Annotated in this window: 16 protein-coding genes; 14 read left to right on the top strand and 2 right to left on the bottom strand. The window is 63.3% G+C overall.

Annotation, left to right across the window (positions count from 1 at the left end):
• Window positions 1-110 precede the first annotated feature (110 nt).
• From C7I87_RS09360 to C7I87_RS09300, 13 genes are all read left to right on the top strand, one after another.
• Window positions 111-1,205 carry an ABC transporter ATP-binding protein gene (locus C7I87_RS09360; protein ID WP_149903928.1) on the top strand — a complete coding sequence of 365 codons (1,095 nt, stop codon included), beginning with the start codon at window positions 111-113 and terminating at the stop codon, window positions 1,203-1,205.
• Between the two features lie 66 nt (window positions 1,206-1,271).
• Window positions 1,272-2,387 (top strand): ABC transporter substrate-binding protein, encoded by a 1,116-nt coding sequence (locus C7I87_RS09355; RefSeq protein ID WP_149903927.1) that lies wholly within the window; start codon window positions 1,272-1,274, stop codon window positions 2,385-2,387.
• 23 nt (window positions 2,388-2,410) lie between these two features.
• Window positions 2,411-3,244: an ABC transporter permease gene (locus tag C7I87_RS09350; RefSeq protein ID WP_149903926.1), complete on the top strand. Its 834-nt coding sequence runs from the start codon at window positions 2,411-2,413 to the stop codon at window positions 3,242-3,244.
• Window positions 3,244-4,050, top strand: a complete 807-nt coding sequence (locus tag C7I87_RS09345; RefSeq protein ID WP_149903925.1) for an ABC transporter permease — start codon at window positions 3,244-3,246, stop codon at window positions 4,048-4,050. The genes C7I87_RS09350 and C7I87_RS09345 overlap by 1 nt, the downstream gene beginning before the upstream one ends.
• Before the next feature lie 381 nt (window positions 4,051-4,431).
• Window positions 4,432-4,839, top strand: a complete 408-nt coding sequence (locus C7I87_RS09340) for a DUF3168 domain-containing protein (RefSeq protein ID WP_149903924.1) — start codon at window positions 4,432-4,434, stop codon at window positions 4,837-4,839.
• Between the two features lie 170 nt (window positions 4,840-5,009).
• On the top strand, window positions 5,010-5,309 hold the full coding sequence (locus C7I87_RS09335) for a hypothetical protein (protein WP_149903923.1): 300 nt from the start codon (window positions 5,010-5,012) through the stop codon (window positions 5,307-5,309).
• A 91-nt stretch (window positions 5,310-5,400) separates the two neighbouring features.
• Window positions 5,401-6,066 carry a response regulator transcription factor gene (locus C7I87_RS09330; RefSeq protein WP_023800820.1) on the top strand — a complete coding sequence of 222 codons (666 nt, stop codon included), beginning with the start codon at window positions 5,401-5,403 and terminating at the stop codon, window positions 6,064-6,066.
• Window positions 6,050-7,483 (top strand): ATP-binding protein, encoded by a 1,434-nt coding sequence (locus tag C7I87_RS09325; protein WP_149903922.1) that lies wholly within the window; start codon window positions 6,050-6,052, stop codon window positions 7,481-7,483. The genes C7I87_RS09330 and C7I87_RS09325 overlap by 17 nt, the downstream gene beginning before the upstream one ends.
• A gap of 186 nt (window positions 7,484-7,669) precedes the next feature.
• Complete coding sequence (locus C7I87_RS09320) at window positions 7,670-8,110, top strand: hypothetical protein (protein WP_149903921.1); 441 nt, start codon at window positions 7,670-7,672, stop codon at window positions 8,108-8,110.
• A gap of 125 nt (window positions 8,111-8,235) precedes the next feature.
• Window positions 8,236-9,375, top strand: a complete 1,140-nt coding sequence (gene ccmI, locus C7I87_RS09315; RefSeq protein WP_149903920.1) for a c-type cytochrome biogenesis protein CcmI — start codon at window positions 8,236-8,238, stop codon at window positions 9,373-9,375.
• Window positions 9,376-9,383: 8 nt separating this feature from the next.
• Window positions 9,384-9,824: a cytochrome c maturation protein CcmE gene (gene ccmE, locus C7I87_RS09310; RefSeq protein WP_149903919.1), complete on the top strand. Its 441-nt coding sequence runs from the start codon at window positions 9,384-9,386 to the stop codon at window positions 9,822-9,824.
• 36 nt (window positions 9,825-9,860) lie between these two features.
• On the top strand, window positions 9,861-11,852 hold the full coding sequence (locus C7I87_RS09305; protein WP_149903918.1) for a heme lyase CcmF/NrfE family subunit: 1,992 nt from the start codon (window positions 9,861-9,863) through the stop codon (window positions 11,850-11,852).
• Window positions 11,849-12,313, top strand: a complete 465-nt coding sequence (locus C7I87_RS09300) for a cytochrome c-type biogenesis protein (protein ID WP_149903917.1) — start codon at window positions 11,849-11,851, stop codon at window positions 12,311-12,313. Before C7I87_RS09305 ends, C7I87_RS09300 begins: the two co-directional genes overlap by 4 nt.
• Here the strand turns inward: C7I87_RS09300 and C7I87_RS09295 are convergent.
• Window positions 12,310-12,618, bottom strand: coding sequence for a type II toxin-antitoxin system RelE/ParE family toxin (locus tag C7I87_RS09295; RefSeq protein ID WP_149903916.1), 309 nt, complete (start codon window positions 12,616-12,618; stop codon window positions 12,310-12,312). The genes C7I87_RS09300 and C7I87_RS09295 overlap by 4 nt on opposite strands.
• Window positions 12,615-12,884 (bottom strand): CopG family ribbon-helix-helix protein, encoded by a 270-nt coding sequence (locus tag C7I87_RS09290; protein ID WP_149903915.1) that lies wholly within the window; start codon window positions 12,882-12,884, stop codon window positions 12,615-12,617. The genes C7I87_RS09295 and C7I87_RS09290 overlap by 4 nt, the downstream gene beginning before the upstream one ends.
• 196 nt (window positions 12,885-13,080) lie before the next feature.
• Here C7I87_RS09290 and C7I87_RS09285 point away from each other — a divergent pair, with 196 nt between their 5' ends.
• On the top strand, window positions 13,081-14,631 hold the full coding sequence (locus tag C7I87_RS09285; protein WP_149903914.1) for a Do family serine endopeptidase: 1,551 nt from the start codon (window positions 13,081-13,083) through the stop codon (window positions 14,629-14,631).
• Window positions 14,632-14,744: the final 113 nt, after the last annotated feature.

Here is a 14,744-nt window from a genome sequence, read left to right as displayed (position 1 = left end):
GCGTCGGCCGTCATAGATGAATGAAATTTGCCGATCAGGCGAAAACTATTCGGTTGCGGTGAGCTTCAGCCCTGCCTACGATTTGGCTTAACGGGAAGGATAAAGGCAGGATGCAGCAACCCGGCCGGGCCGCAGAGATCAAGGCAATCGGGATCGGCAAGAGCTTCGGCTCGTTCCGTGCGCTGGACAATCTGACGCTCGATATCGGCCGCGGCGAGTTCCTCACGCTGCTCGGCCCCTCCGGTTCGGGCAAGACAACCTTCCTGATGATCCTGGCTGGCTTCGTGCAGCCGACCGAGGGCAGGCTTTTCAGCGACGGCACCGACATCACCGACCGCCCGGCCGAACAGCGCGCCGCCGGCATGGTGTTCCAGGGCTATGCGCTGTTCCCGCATATGAGTGTCGAGGCTAACATCGCTTTCCCGCTCAAGGTCCGCAAGAAATCGGCCGCCGAGATCAAGAAGCGCGTCGGCGAGATGATCGAGCGCGTCGGTCTGGTCGGCCACGAAAAGAAACTGCCGTCGCAGCTTTCCGGCGGCCAGCAGCAGCGCGTCGCACTTGCCCGGGCCCTGGTGTTCGAACCGGGCGTGCTTTTGCTCGACGAACCGTTTTCGGCCTTGGACAAGAGCCTGCGCGGCCAGATGCAGGCAGAGATGAAGCGCCTGCACCAGGAGACCGGCACCACCTTCGTCTTCGTTACCCACGACCAGAGCGAGGCGCTGGCGCTGTCGTCGCGCGTCGCCATTTTCAACCATGGCAAACTGTTGCAGGTCGGGGCGCCGGACGAGGTCTACGACCGGCCGGACAATCGCTTCGTCGCCGAGTTCCTCGGCGAGATCAACATGCTGCCGCTGAAAGGGGTCAGGCCCGCCGATAATGGCTCGACCGGCCTCTGTGAGGACCGCGCGGTCAGCATGCACTGCAAGGCCGAGAAAGTCCGTGGCGACGCCATCCTGGCGATCCGGCCCGAACATATGTCGATCGCGCGCGAGGCCGCCGCCGGAGAGAACGGCATTGCCGCGACCGCAATCGCTTCGACCTACCTAGGGGCGGCGACCAAGCTCGACCTGACGACGCGCCAGGGTGCGAAAGTCACGGTTTCGGTGCCCAATGAGGTAGCCGCCGCCGCGCTCAGCAAAGGCAATTCCGTATGGCTGACCTGGCCGGCGGAAAAGGGTTTCCTCCTTCCGGACGGAGGGCAATGACCATCGGTGGACGAGACGTTCGCACACCACTTTCCGGTACTATCAACGACAATAAGGGGAACTGACATGACCAACGATACCAAGAAACAAGCCATCGAAACGCTGTCCGCAAGGACAAGAGGCGGCGAGATCTCGCGCCGGCAGTTCACGCAACTCGCGGCGCTCGTGCTGGCTGGCGCGCCGATGCTGCTGCGTTCGAGCGGCGCATTCGCCGCTGCGAAGGAACTGGTGCTGGTGAACTGGGGCGGCGACGCCATCACCGCCTATGACGCCGCCTATGGCCAGGCCTTCACCAAGGACACCGGCATCACCGTCAAGATGGACGGCTCGGGCCCGACCGAAGGCGCGATCGCCGCGCAGTTCAAGAGCGGTGCTCCGACCTGGGACCTCGTCGATGTCGATCCGTTTTCGGCGATCACGCTCGGCGCGCAAGGTATGCTCGAGCCGATCGACTACAACATCGTCGACAAGAAGAAGATGCGGCCGGGCTTCGGCTGGGACTATGCGGCCTCGACCTATTTCTTCTCCTACGTCATCGCCTACGATTCCGACAAGTACGGCAGCAATGCTCCGACCGGCATGGCCGACTTCTTCGATGTGAAGAAATTCCCGGGCAAGCGTTCTCTCTACAAATGGGGCGTGTCGAGCTGGGAAGCGGCCCTTTTGGCCGACGGTGTCGCGCCGGCTTCGCTCTACCCGCTCGATCTCAAGCGTGCGCATGACAAGATCGCAGCCTTCAAGGAAAACGTCGTCGCCTATTGGGGCGGCGGCGCCGAGAGCCAGAGCGTGCTGCTCAATGGCGAAGCCTCGATGGCGATCGTATGGTCGACGCGCGCCTCGCTGATCGAGCAGGATTCCGGCGGCAAGGTCAAGTTCATCTGGGACCAGGGCCTGATCTCGCCCGGCGCGCTGGCCGTGCTCAAGAACAACCCTGGCGGCAAGGACGCGGCGATGAAGTTCATCGCCAGTGCGCAGGATCCCCAAAAGCAGTTGGTGATGTTCGACAAGCTTGGCCAGGGCCCGGCCAATCCGGCCACCGACGCGCTGATCCCCGCCGACAAGAAGCGCATCAACCCCGTCGATCCCGAGAACATGAAGAAGCAGATCCCGCTCGACATGGATTGGTACGCCAAGAACTATGGGCCGGCGCTCGACGAATACACCAAGATCATCTCGGCCTGATCAGCCCGGGATATTGATCTGAAATGAGAGGGATCCTCTCCGACAGGATGGGCGCGGCGCTATTGATGGCGCCGCTGCTCCTGTTTCTGGGCCTTGCCTATGCCTGGCCGTTCCTTGGCGTGGTGAAGTGGAGCTTCACCTTGCCGACGCCCGGGCTTGGCCAGTACGGGGCATTGCTCACCGACGATCTGGTGCAGTCGGTGTTCATCCGCACGCTGCGCATCGCCGCCATCGTTACCGTTGTGTCAGTCGCCGCCGCCTATGCCATCACGGTCGTCTGGGTACGCGGCAGCCCGGCGCAGCGCCTCATCGCCGAATTCTGCATCCTAGTGCCGTTCTGGATCTCTGTGCTGACGCGAGCCTTCGGCTGGGTGGCGCTCCTGTCCAATCGCGGCCTGATCAACACCTGGCTGCAGTCGATCGGCTTCATCTCCGAACCGCTGGCGTTGGTGCGCAATGAATTCGGCGTCATTGTCGGCATGACGCATTTCCTCATTCCGTTCGCCGTTTTTCCGCTGGCCTCGGCCATGCGCAGCCTGGACGACCGTGTGCTGCTGGCAGCGCGCGGGCTCGGTTCCAGCCGCATGCGCACGTTCTGGACCGTGTTCGTGCCGATGACGCGCTCCGGTATCATCGGCTCCGCGATGATCGTGTTCGTCTTCTCGCTCGGCTTCTTCGTCACGCCGGCGATTCTCGGTGGCGGCCGCAGCGTCATGATCGCCGAGCTGATCTATCTCAGGATATTCCAGAGCCCGGACTGGGGGCTGGGGGCGGCGATCAGCGTGGTGCTGGTGCTGTTCGTCGGTGCGCTGATGGCGCTCTTGTTCCGTTATGTCAGACCGAAGCAGCTGATCTGATGCCGACTTATCGCCCCGGTCCTGTCTCGCTGGTTATCGCCGCCCTGGTGGCGCTGTTCCTGCTTATGCCGCTGCTGGCCGTCATTCCGGTGTCGCTGACGCCGAGCCGCATGCTGGCGATGCCGACCGGGGAATTGTCGCTGCGCCACTATCGATCGCTGATCGAGGACCCGCGCTGGCTCCAGTCGATCCTGCTTTCGATCCGCATCGGCATCGTCAGCAGCGCCATTTCCACCGTGCTGGCGCTCTGCTTCAGCCTCGGCGTCTGGATGTTCCAGCCGCGTTTCACCGCGACCCTTGTCGGCTTCGTGCTGTTGCCGATGGTGGTACCGCCGGTGGTCTCGGCGGTGACGCTCTATTTCCTGCTCACCTCGATCTCAGGCGTCAGTTCCTTCTTCGGCTACGACACCTGGCTCGGCGTTGCCATGGCGCATTCGGTGATGACGGTGCCGTTCGCGACCGTGCTGATCCTCGTTTCGCTCAGCCAGCTCGACCGGCGCATCGACCTCGCCGCGCGTGGTCTCGGCGCCAGTGTGTGGGAGCGCGCCACCCGCGTCATCATGCCCAACATCAAGTTCGGCATCATCACTGCCGCCCTGTTGTCCTTCGTGCTGTCCTGGGAAGAGATCGGCGTCACCCTGTTCATCACCTCGGTCAACGCCATCACGCTGCCGCGCCTGATGTGGATGGGCCTGCGCGACAACATCGACCCGGCGATCGCGGCGCTGTCGGTGATTTTGATCATCGTCACGGTGCTGGTGCTGGCTGTGCGCAGCTTCTTTGTCAAGCTGCGCGCAGGACGTTGACCAGGGTCCATCCTGTGCGCCTGCTCAGCCTCTCCGCTCGACATGCCGCGCGGCACGTCGATTAGACAAACCGCAGCGAGACGCTACCAAACCTGCGCCAAATCGCCGGTGACTTCGTCACCAGCCTCGACACTTACCGGCGTCACGCCGATGCCGAGCGGGGCCGATGGTTGCGGCGCGCAGCTTCCTGGTCCGGCTGTGCCGCGCCTGCTGCCGAGCATGCCAGTGAAGTCGTATTTTCGAGATCTTCGGCATTCATCATGCCGATGACGAATCGCCATCGTTTTCGCGTGGCGAACCGCTATATCTGAGAAGGATGCGGACCTCGACAGGCTTTGGGGAAGCATTGTCGATGGCGCAACGGCTTGAGGAAAAAGGACGATGACCGCGCCCGGTGATTTGCAGCAGGCCCTGTTCCTGAGGTTGAAAAGCGACGCGTCGCTGTCGGCGCTGCTGGGCGGCGCCGGACTGCTCGAGCGGGCAACCGACAATGTCGCCTTTCCCTATGTGACTTCAGGCCAGACCTCTGCCTTTGACTGGGACACCGGCGCCGAGAACAACGATGACCAGCTGATCACGCTGCATGTCTGGTCGAAGGCGCATGGCGAAGCCGAGACGCGGGCGATCATGGATGCCATCAAGGCGCGGCTTGCCGGGGCGGTCCTGGTCGTCGGTCCGCGTGGCCAGACGCGGCTGTCGCTGGAATTCACCGAGGCGCGTTATGATGAGGAACTGCTTGTCCATCATGGGCTGCTGCGATTCCGTGCGCTGACGCAGGAAAACGCCTGACGCGCTTTCAATATCATCGAAACGGAGTCTAAACTGGGCTTTCTCGGGTTTCACTGGTGGGCGGTGAAATCCAGATTGTCTGTCTCGCGTTGCAGGGGTGTGGCGAGCATGGTTTCAGGGCCGTTCACTGTTCATTTCACGTTCAGCACCGATGCGTTACAACGCCGGTCATGAAAACGCTTCGCTCCCATTTCCGAACCGCGACCCTGGCGCTTAGTGCCGCCGGGCTGTTTGCGTCGCAGGCAATGGCGATACCGGTCATCGCGCCCGACCAGCCCAGCCCGATCGTCCTGGTCGCATCCGACTGCTATGCGATCGGTCAGCAGGTGGCCCAGCAGAATGGCGGGACGCTCGCCAAGGCCTCGGCGTCGACGCGTGGCGGCCAGCCGGTCTGCGTCGTCGTCGTGCTCGTGCCCGGCAAGGACGGGCAGCGTCCGCGCCGCTCCGAAATCGTCGTTCCACAGAACTGACGCAGTCTTCCCTTCCTACAGGGCTCCGTTTCCCAGGCCGGCGGAATCGGCCTATATCTGCAACCGTCAGTCAACAGGCATTGGTCCCCGCATGCGCGTACTCGTCGTCGAGGATGACAAGGATCTCAACCGCCAAATTTCGGATGCGCTGGTCGATGCCGGCTATGTTGTCGACCGTGCCTTCGACGGTGAGGAAGGCCATTTCCTCGGCGACACCGAGCCTTATGATGCCGTCGTGCTCGACATCGGCCTGCCGCAGATGGACGGCATCAGCGTGGTGGAGCGCTGGCGTCGCGGCGGCCGCAAGATGCCGGTGCTGATCCTGACCGCGCGTGACCGCTGGAGCGACAAGGTCTCGGGCATCGACGCCGGCGCCGACGACTACGTCACCAAGCCGTTCCACATCGAGGAGGTACTGGCACGGGTGAGGGCCTTGATCCGCCGTGCCGCCGGCCATGCCTCGTCGGAACTGACCTGTGGGCCGCTGCGCCTCGACACCAAGGCTTCAAAGGCCGATGTCGACGGCGTGCCACTGAAATTGACCTCGCACGAATTCCGACTGCTTGCCTATCTGATGCACCACATGGGCGAGGTCGTTTCGCGTACCGAACTGGTCGAGCATCTCTACGACCAGGATTTCGATCGCGATTCCAATACGATCGAGGTCTTTGTCGGGCGGCTGCGCAAGAAGATGGGCATCGACATGATCGAAACCGTGCGCGGCATGGGCTACCGCATGCGTGAGCCGGAGGCGTAACGCGGAACCGCTCCCTACCAACCCAACCGTTGGCAGACGGCTTTCGCTGCGCGCGTGGCCGCGCTCGCTGACGTTCCGCGTCATCGCCTTTTCCACGGTGTGGGCGATCCTGACCCTGGTCGTCATCTTCACCCTGATCACCACGCTCTACCGCCAGGCCAGCGAGCGGGGCTTCGACAGCCTGCTGTCGGCGCATTTGTTCAACCTGATCGGCTCCGTCGGCATTTCCGACAGCGGCGCGCTGACCGGCTCGCCGGATCTTGGCGACCTCCGTTTCTCGGAACCGAATTCGGGCTGGTACTGGTCCGTCGAGCCCGCTTCGGAAGGGGTGCATGGCGATCTTCATTCTTCGTCCATGACCCGGACCGTCCCGTCGCCCGTCGTGGCGGATGTTCCCTTCAATGCCAATTTCCAGCGAAGCTACGCCACGCCGGGCATCAATGGCGAGGAACTGGTCGTGTTCGAGAGCGAATTCGTTCTCGATGCGAAGAACCGCGCCGCGCGCTTCCGCGTCATGGGCAACAAGACCGAACTGGAGCAGGAAATAGGGACCTTCCAGCGCCGCTTGTTGACCTATCTCAGCCTGTTCGGCATCGGCATGATCGCCATCAACGCCATAGCCATCCTGCTCGGGCTGCAGCCGCTGCGCAGGGTCCGGGATGCACTTGCCATGGTGCGCGAGGGCACCGCGCAGAGGCTCGACGGCCGCTTTCCGGCCGAGATCGAACCGTTAGCCAACGAAACCAACGCGTTGATCGAAAACAACAAACGTATTGTCGAACGCTCGCGGACCCAGGTCGGCAACCTCGCCCATTCGCTGAAGACACCGCTCGCCGTGCTGCTCAACGAGGGCCGGGCGCTTGGCGGCGCCAAGGGGCAGTTGATCGCGGAGCAGGCCGCCTCCATGCAAAAGCAGATCGACCACTATTTGCAGCGCGCCCGCGTTGCGGCGCAGCGCGACAGCGTCGTCTACCGCACGCCGGTGACACCGCTCGTGCGGCGCATGGTGCGCGTTTTGCAGAAGCTCAACCCGCAGACCAGCCTGTCGCTGTCGCTGCCGGCCACCGAGATCGTCTTTGCCGGCGAACGCGAGGACCTTGAGGAACTGCTCGGCAATCTTCTCGAGAATGCGATGAAATGGGCAAAAAGCGCGGTGTCGGTCTCGGTTATGCCCTTGGCCAGCAAGGACGATTACCTCTTCGAGATCAGCATTGAGGACGACGGTCCCGGCATTCCGGAGGACAAGGCGCGCGAAGCCATGAAGCGCGGACGGCGCCTGGACGAGACAAAACCAGGAACGGGTCTGGGCCTTTCCATTGTCGCCGACCTCGTCAACGAGTATGGAGGTGGCTTGGTGCTGGAACGGTCCGGCATGGGCGGATTGAAGGCAGTGGTGCGATTGCGGAGCCTTCAGTGACATTTCCCAGGCTAATCGACACCAATGGGCGCCGCGTGCTATGGCGGCACATCGACTGACCTCGTACCGGCCGGCGGCGGCCAAATTTCCGACAAATATCAACACTATGGCCACGCCTACTTCTCCGATGACGCGGCCCCTGGCGCATCCATGGCAGGCTCCAACTTAAGAAAACCGGTTGTTGGCATGAAGATTCGCGTCGCGCTTGTTTCCGCACTGTTGGCCGTGTCCGGCTGCACCACCTTGAGCGGCAAAGGCCCGACCGTTGCGGCGACACCGGCCTCGACGCCTCCGGCGGGCGGCAAGGTCGTCACCAAGTCGATCATTTCTGCCATGGGCGGTGGCCTCATTGGCGGGTCGATCGGCAATGGCCTGAGCGACACGGAGAAGCGTAGCGCGCTCGAGGCCGAATACAAGGCGCTCGAATACAACACCAGCGGCCAGAAAGTGGCGTGGAAGGGCGATCAGGCCTCGCGCCATGGCGAGGTCGTTCCAGCCCAGCCTTACCGCGTCGGTTCGCAGGACTGCCGCCAGTACACGCAGACGGTCTTCACCGGCGGCGCCAGTGTCACGGCGCACGGAACGGCCTGCCGCAATGCCGATGGCAGCTGGACGCCGCTGACCTGAGTTCCCGCAGGTTGGTGCCAGTGGCTGGTGGCTGGCGCCGGCCGGGGACATTCGGCTTCCTGCCGTCAAAGCGTCGCAGGATGCCTGTGTTGGCAGGGCCGGGCTCTGCCTTTATTGGAAGAACCATGCTGTTCTGGGTCATAGCCGCAATTCTCACGCTGGGCGCCAGCCTGGCGGTACTCTTGCCGCTGGCTGGGGCCTCCAAGGGCGCGTCCTCGAGCGGCGATCACGATCTGGAAGTCTATCGCGATCAACTGGCTGAACTCGACCGCGACGCCGCTCGCGGCTTGATCGGACCCGCTGAAGCGGCCGAGGCGCGCGCCGAGATCGCCCGTCGCATCCTTCGCCTGGGCAACGCGGATGTGGCGGACGAGACGTCCGGCAGGTCAGCATCGGTCACGGCACGGCTTGTCGCGACCGTGGCCGTGCTGGCGGTACCGTTGGTCAGTTGGGGGCTCTACAGCCAGATTGGCTCGCCTGACCTGCCGTCGCAGCCGCTCAGCGAGCGGCTGGCCAAGAACCCGGCCGACAGTTCGGTCGATGAGCTGGTGGCGCGCGCAGAAGCCCATCTTGCCGCCAATCCTTCCGATGGGCGGGGCTGGGACGTGCTGGCGCCAATCTATCTGCGCATGCAGCGCTTTGCCGACGCTGCGGCGGCCTACCGCAACGCCATACGCCTCGACGGCGACAGCGCTGTCCGCCAGGCCGGCCTCGGCGAGGCGATCGCCGGCGCGGCGGGCGGTATTGTTTCTGCCGATGCCCAGGATGCCTTCGAGGCGGCCTTGAAGCTTGACCCGGCCAATGCGAAAGCCAGCTTCTATTTGGCCATGGCGTTGGCACAGGAGGGCCGCGGCAAGGAAGCGGCCGCGGCCTGGCAGGCGATGCTTGGCAGGCTGCCACCGGATTCACCGTGGCGAGGCGCCGTCGAACAGGCATTGGCCAAATCCGGCGGTCCCGAAGTCGCTTCCGGCGCGGCCGCGAAAGGCCCGGATGCCGCCGATGTCGACGCGGCATCCTCCATGTCGCCGCAGGACAGGGAAGCCATGATCAACACCATGGTTGCCGGCCTCGACGACAAACTCCGTCAAAATCCGCGCGACCCGGAAGGATGGATGCGGCTGGTTCGTTCCTATGTCGTGCTGGGCAAGACCGATCAGGCACGCGATGCGCTGGGCCGCGCCATTGCGGTCTTTGGAGCCGACAGTGACGAAGCCAGGAAATTCACCGCCTTTGCCGCCTCACTCGGCTTGACGGCGACGGAGTAGAACTTGAGATGACGCGCAAGCAGAAACGATTGTCGGTGATTGTGGGCGGCTTGGCTTTCCTCGCCGCCGCCACCGGCCTGACCTTCTACGCGCTTGGCCAGAAAGCGTCCTACTTCTACATGCCGGCCGATCTGACCACGGCTAGTGTGCAGCCCGGGCAGCGCATCAGGCTCGGCGGTTTGGTTGAAAAAGGCACCGTCGAGCGCGGTCAGGGCGGGACGGTTGCCTTTTCGGTCACCGACACTCACAAATCGGTCAAGGTGACCTATACCGGCATCCTGCCCGATCTTTTCCGCGAAGGGCAGGGCGTCATCACCGAGGGTACCTTCGGCGCCGGCGGTGTCTTTGTCGCCGACAGCGTGCTGGCCAAGCACGATGAGCGCTACATGCCCAAGGAAGTTGCCGACGGGCTGAAGGCCAAGGGTGTCTGGCAGGAGAGCAAGAAGTGAGTAACCCAGGCGGGATATCTGGCGTGAGTTGCGGGAATGGTTGAAACAGGACATTTCGCCCTGGTCCTGGCGTTTGCGCTTTCGCTGGTGCAGACCATCGTGCCGCTGTTTGGCGCCCGGCTGAACAACCAGCGCCTGATGGCGGTCGGCGGTCCGGTCGCTGTGACCGGTTTTGCCTTGACGGCACTGTCCTTCGCCGCACTTGCGAGCGCCTATGCTAGCTCTGATTTTTCGCTGGCGAACGTCTGGGAGAACTCGCATTCGCTGCAGCCGATGATCTACAAGATCACCGGAACCTGGGGCAATCATGAAGGCTCGATGCTGCTCTGGGTGCTGATCCTCACCTTCTTCGGCGCGCTTGTCGCCGCTTTCGGCTCCAACCTGCCGGCGACGCTGCGCGCCAACGTGCTTGCCGTGCAGGGTTCCATCGGTGCTGCCTTCTTCCTGTTCATCCTGGCGACGTCCAATCCTTTCATCCGGCTCAATCCGGCGCCCATCGAAGGCCGCGATCTCAACCCGATCCTGCAGGATCTTGGCCTCGCCATTCATCCGCCGCTGCTCTATCTCGGCTATGTCGGCTTCTCGATCTGCTTTTCCTTCTCGGTCGCGGCCCTTATCGAGGGTCGCATCGATGCCTCCTGGGCGCGCTGGGTGCGGCCATGGACGCTGGTCGCCTGGATGTTCCTGACCGGCGGCATCGCCATGGGATCGTATTGGGCCTATTACGAGCTCGGCTGGGGCGGTTTCTGGTTCTGGGATCCGGTCGAGAACGCTTCCTTCATGCCATGGCTGGCGGGCACCGCGCTGCTGCATTCGGCCATCGTCATGGAAAAACGCTCGGCGTTGAAAATCTGGACGCTGCTGCTTGCCATTTTGACCTTCTCGCTGTCTCTGCTCGGCACTTTCCTGGTGCGTTCGGGCGTCCTGACTTCCGTCCACGCCTTTGCCACCGATCCGACGCGCGGCGTCTTCATCCTGTGCATCCTGACGCTGTTCATCGGTGGCTCGCTGGCGCTGTTTGCGCTGCGTGCCTCGAAGCTGACGGCAGGCGGCCTCTTCCACCCGATCTCGCGTGAAGGCGCACTCGTCCTCAACAATCTGTTCCTGACCACGGCGACCGCCACCGTGCTGGTCGGCACGCTCTATCCGCTGGCGGTCGAGGCTTTTTCGGCCGACAAGATTTCGGTCGGAGCGCCGTTCTTCAACCTCACCTTCGCACCGCTGATGGTGCCGCTGCTGGTGATGGTTCCCTTTGGCCCACTGCTGGCCTGGAAGCGCGGCGACGTCTTTGGCGTCGCGCAGCGTCTGATGGTCGCGTTCGCGGCCGCCCTTCTGGCGACGCTGGTCACTGCCTTGTTCATCGATGGCGCTTCGGTGCTTGCCGCGCTTGGCGTCGGCCTTGCCGTCTGGCTGATCCTCGGTGCGCTAACCGACCTAGCCGTCAAGGCGGGGTTAGGCAACGCCGCCGCGCCGGTCATGGTCAGGCGCCTGATTGGTTTGCCACGCTCGGTGTTTGGCACTGCTTTCGCGCATCTTGGTCTCGGCCTGACGGTGCTCGGCATTGTCGGCACGCTTTGCTTCGGCACGGAGAAGATCCTGTCCATGCATGCCGGTGAAACCGTCGAAATCTCCGGCCGCACGGTGCGTTTCGTCGGGCTCTATCCTGCCCAGGGACCGAACTACAGCGAGGATCGCGGCCGGTTCGAGCTGATCGGCGTCAGCGGCAGCCCTGTTGGCGAAATCAGCTCCGCCAAGCGTTTCTATCCGGTGCGGCAGACGACGACGACAGAGTCCGGCATCAAGACTATCGGCCTCTCACAGCTCTACATTTCGCTCGGCGACGAGGGCAAGGACGGCTCGGTCGTGGTGCGCCTGTGGTGGAAGCCGCTGGTGACGCTGATCTGGGGCGGCGGCCTGGTGATGATGGCGGGTGCGGCCATGTCGCTGATGGACAGGCGCCTGCGGGTCGGCGCGCCTTCGCGGCGTCGCAAGCAGGCGAGCGCGGTGGCGCCCGCGGGCCCGCCATGAGTGCAAGGTTTTCGCTGACATCGATTGTCCTGCTGCTGGCGTTGTTCTTCGCCGGCACGGCAATGGCGGTGAAGCCTGACGAGATGCTGGCCGACCCCGCCCTTGAGACACGGGCGCGGGCGTTGTCGGAAGGCTTGCGCTGCATGGTCTGCCAGAATCAGTCGATCGACGAATCCGACGCCGACCTTGCCCGCGACCTGCGTATTCTCGTGCGCCAGCGCCTCGTTGCGGGCGATACCGATCAGCAGGTGATGGACTATGTGGTTTCCCGCTACGGCGAGTTCGTGCTGCTGAAGCCACGTTTTGACCTCAGGAATGCCCTGCTTTGGGGCACGCCGGTGCTGTTGCTGCTGGTGGGAGGTGTGTTCATTGTGCTCAGCACCCGTTCGCGCCGCCTTCCGGCAACGGCAGCGCTTTCGGCCGAAGAGCAGGCAGCTCTGGACAAGATGCTGGGCGATTAACCCGGCCATTCCTCCGGTGGCCAGTCCCGCGACGCGTGAATTACACGCAAGATAACAACGCTCTCACGGCCGGAGATCGACCTCAACGCATAGGCAATGACGTAGGGCAGGCGACTGATTGGCTTCTCATAGGTGCCGGTTACCCGACCGGGACGGCCCGTCGCCATGTCAGCAAGGCCCCGACCGGTGTTGCGAATGCGATCTGCCAGGCGTCGTGCCGCAGCCGGATTGTCCTGCGCGATAAAAGCGATCTGCCGTTTGATATCGTCGAGTGCGTCCCGCGACCAGATGACGGATCGCTTCATGCGCTACCCGTGCGTTTGGCTTCCACTGCGTCAATGATGGCGTCGATTTCCGCCATGGCTTCCTCGTGGGCGACAACACGGCCAGCCACTGAGTCAGCCATACCGCGCTTGACACCTTCGATGATCTCAAGCTCGCGATCGACATAGGCCGAAACCGCCTCGGCGGCGAGGAAGGATTTGCTGCGCCGGGTATCGGCGGCGATCCTCTCGAGCTTCACCTTGGTTTCGGACGAAACGCGAATCGTCATGGTGGTGCTTGCCGTCATGGTGAAAGCCCTGTGCTGATTTGTACACAAGATAGCGCAATCACCGGCTGCGACCAAGGAATTCGTATGACCTCGCCGCGGCAAACATTACCAAAATTTCATGCGTCGGAAATGGCGCTGTAATGTCCGCCACTCTAATTCTCGTTCCCTGAGGATGCCGATCAAGGGTGTCCCTTTGAAAGAGGATAAGAGATCCATGAATATTGCCCCCAATTCATATGCCCGCACCCGCAAGCGTCTTCTGGCTGCCGTCGCCTCCGTCGCGGTCGCCGGCGCGATCGGCGTTGGCACGCTGACCAGTGGAACCAGCCCCGTCCTGGCTGACGCCGTGCGTGTCGAGGCTCCGCAGGTTCCGAGCTTCGCCGATGTCGTGGAGCGCGTTTCGCCAGCCGTGGTCAGCGTCAAGGTCAAGGCCAAGCTGCAACCGACCGCCGATGACGGTTCCGACGATCAGGGCGGTTTCGACAATCTTCCCAACAATCCGCAGCTGCGTCGCTTCTTCAAGGAATTCCGCGGCTTTGGCGACCAGGGCGGCCAGAACGACGAAGGTCACCGCCGCTTCGGCCACCGCGACCGCAACAACGATCAGCCGCGTCCAGTGGCGCAGGGCTCCGGCTTCTTCATCTCCGAGGACGGTTATCTCGTCACCAACAACCACGTCGTCGAAGAGGGCACCGCCTTCACAGTGGTAACCAATGACGGCAAGGAGCTCGACGCCAAGCTGGTCGGCACCGATCCGCGCACCGATCTCGCCGTGCTCAAGGTCGATGGTGGCGGCAAGTTCACCTATGTCGACTTCGCCGACGATTCCAAGGTTCGCGTCGGCGATTGGGTCGTGGCTGTCGGCAATCCGTTTGGTCTCGGCGGCACCGTCACCGCAGGCATCGTATCGGCGCGCGGCCGCGATATCGGTGCCGGCCCCTATGACGATTTCCTCCAGATCGACGCTTCGGTCAACCGCGGCAATTCGGGTGGCCCGACCTTCAACCTCAACGGCCAGGTGGTCGGCATCAATACCGCCATCTTCTCGCCCTCCGGCGGCAGCGTCGGCATCGCCTTCGACATTCCGGCCTCGACCGCCAAGCAGGTTGTCGGAGACCTGATGAAGAACGGCGCGGTGCAGCGCGGCTGGCTCGGCGTAGAAATCCAGCCGGTCACCTCCGACATCGCCGAATCGCTCGGCCTGAAATCGAACAACGGCGCCTTGGTTTCGAGCGCACAGGACAATGGCCCCGGCAAGAAGGCCGGCATCACCGCAGGTGACGTCATCACCCAGGTCGACGGCAAGGACGTTGCCTCGCCGAAGGAACTCGCCCGCCTGATCGGCGCCTATTCGCCGGGCAAGCCGGTTGACGTCACAGTCTGGCGTGACGGCAAGAGCCAGACGGTCAAGGTCGATCTCGGCAAGCTGCCGGCCAGTGACAAGCAGGCGTCGGGCGACCAGCAGCAGCAACCCGCCGCTCCGGCCAAGCCGGACTCGCTGGCCGATCTCGGCCTCACCGTCACCAAGTCCGAAAACGGCAAGGGTCTGGTGGTGACCGATGTCGACCCCGACAGCGCCGCCGCCGATCGCGGCATCCAGCCGGGCGACGTCATCACCGCGGTCAACTCGGCGGAGGTCAACGGCACCGAAGACATCACCAAGGCCATGGCCGATGCGGTCAAATCCGGGCGCAAGGCCGTGCTGATGCAGATCACCCGTGACGACAACAACCGCTTCGTCGCACTGCCGGTCGCCAAGGGCTGAGACGACTTTTCCAATGCGGCGATTTCAACACCCCCGAGTCGCCGCATGGGAAAGCAAGAAGGAGAGCCCGTTAGTCAGTCATCGCGCTCTTCTTCTGCGGCAGCGGGCTTCCC

The sequence above is a fragment of the Mesorhizobium sp. SARCC-RB16n genome (genome assembly GCF_008520305.1).
Classification (GTDB): Bacteria; Pseudomonadota; Alphaproteobacteria; order Rhizobiales; family Rhizobiaceae; genus Mesorhizobium.
The sequence above is the reverse complement of the archived record's forward strand: the minus strand, read 5'-3'. Positions and strand labels throughout refer to the sequence as shown.

Coding starts and splice junctions, on each gene's coding strand:
- ccmI (WP_149903920.1), top strand. CDS start 8,236: ATGCTGTTCTGGGTCATAGCCGCAATTCTCACGCTGGGCGCCAGCCTG.
- C7I87_RS09335 (WP_149903923.1), top strand. CDS start 5,010: ATGAAAACGCTTCGCTCCCATTTCCGAACCGCGACCCTGGCGCTTAGT.
- C7I87_RS09340 (WP_149903924.1), top strand. CDS start 4,432: ATGACCGCGCCCGGTGATTTGCAGCAGGCCCTGTTCCTGAGGTTGAAA.
- C7I87_RS09290 (WP_149903915.1), bottom strand. CDS start 12,884: ATGACGGCAAGCACCACCATGACGATTCGCGTTTCGTCCGAAACCAAG.
- C7I87_RS09300 (WP_149903917.1), top strand. CDS start 11,849: ATGAGTGCAAGGTTTTCGCTGACATCGATTGTCCTGCTGCTGGCGTTG.
- C7I87_RS09285 (WP_149903914.1), top strand. CDS start 13,081: ATGAATATTGCCCCCAATTCATATGCCCGCACCCGCAAGCGTCTTCTG.
- C7I87_RS09295 (WP_149903916.1), bottom strand. CDS start 12,618: ATGAAGCGATCCGTCATCTGGTCGCGGGACGCACTCGACGATATCAAA.
- C7I87_RS09345 (WP_149903925.1), top strand. CDS start 3,244: ATGCCGACTTATCGCCCCGGTCCTGTCTCGCTGGTTATCGCCGCCCTG.
- C7I87_RS09320 (WP_149903921.1), top strand. CDS start 7,670: ATGAAGATTCGCGTCGCGCTTGTTTCCGCACTGTTGGCCGTGTCCGGC.
- C7I87_RS09360 (WP_149903928.1), top strand. CDS start 111: ATGCAGCAACCCGGCCGGGCCGCAGAGATCAAGGCAATCGGGATCGGC.
- C7I87_RS09350 (WP_149903926.1), top strand. CDS start 2,411: ATGAGAGGGATCCTCTCCGACAGGATGGGCGCGGCGCTATTGATGGCG.
- C7I87_RS09355 (WP_149903927.1), top strand. CDS start 1,272: ATGACCAACGATACCAAGAAACAAGCCATCGAAACGCTGTCCGCAAGG.
- C7I87_RS09305 (WP_149903918.1), top strand. CDS start 9,861: ATGGTTGAAACAGGACATTTCGCCCTGGTCCTGGCGTTTGCGCTTTCG.
- C7I87_RS09330 (WP_023800820.1), top strand. CDS start 5,401: ATGCGCGTACTCGTCGTCGAGGATGACAAGGATCTCAACCGCCAAATT.
- ccmE (WP_149903919.1), top strand. CDS start 9,384: ATGACGCGCAAGCAGAAACGATTGTCGGTGATTGTGGGCGGCTTGGCT.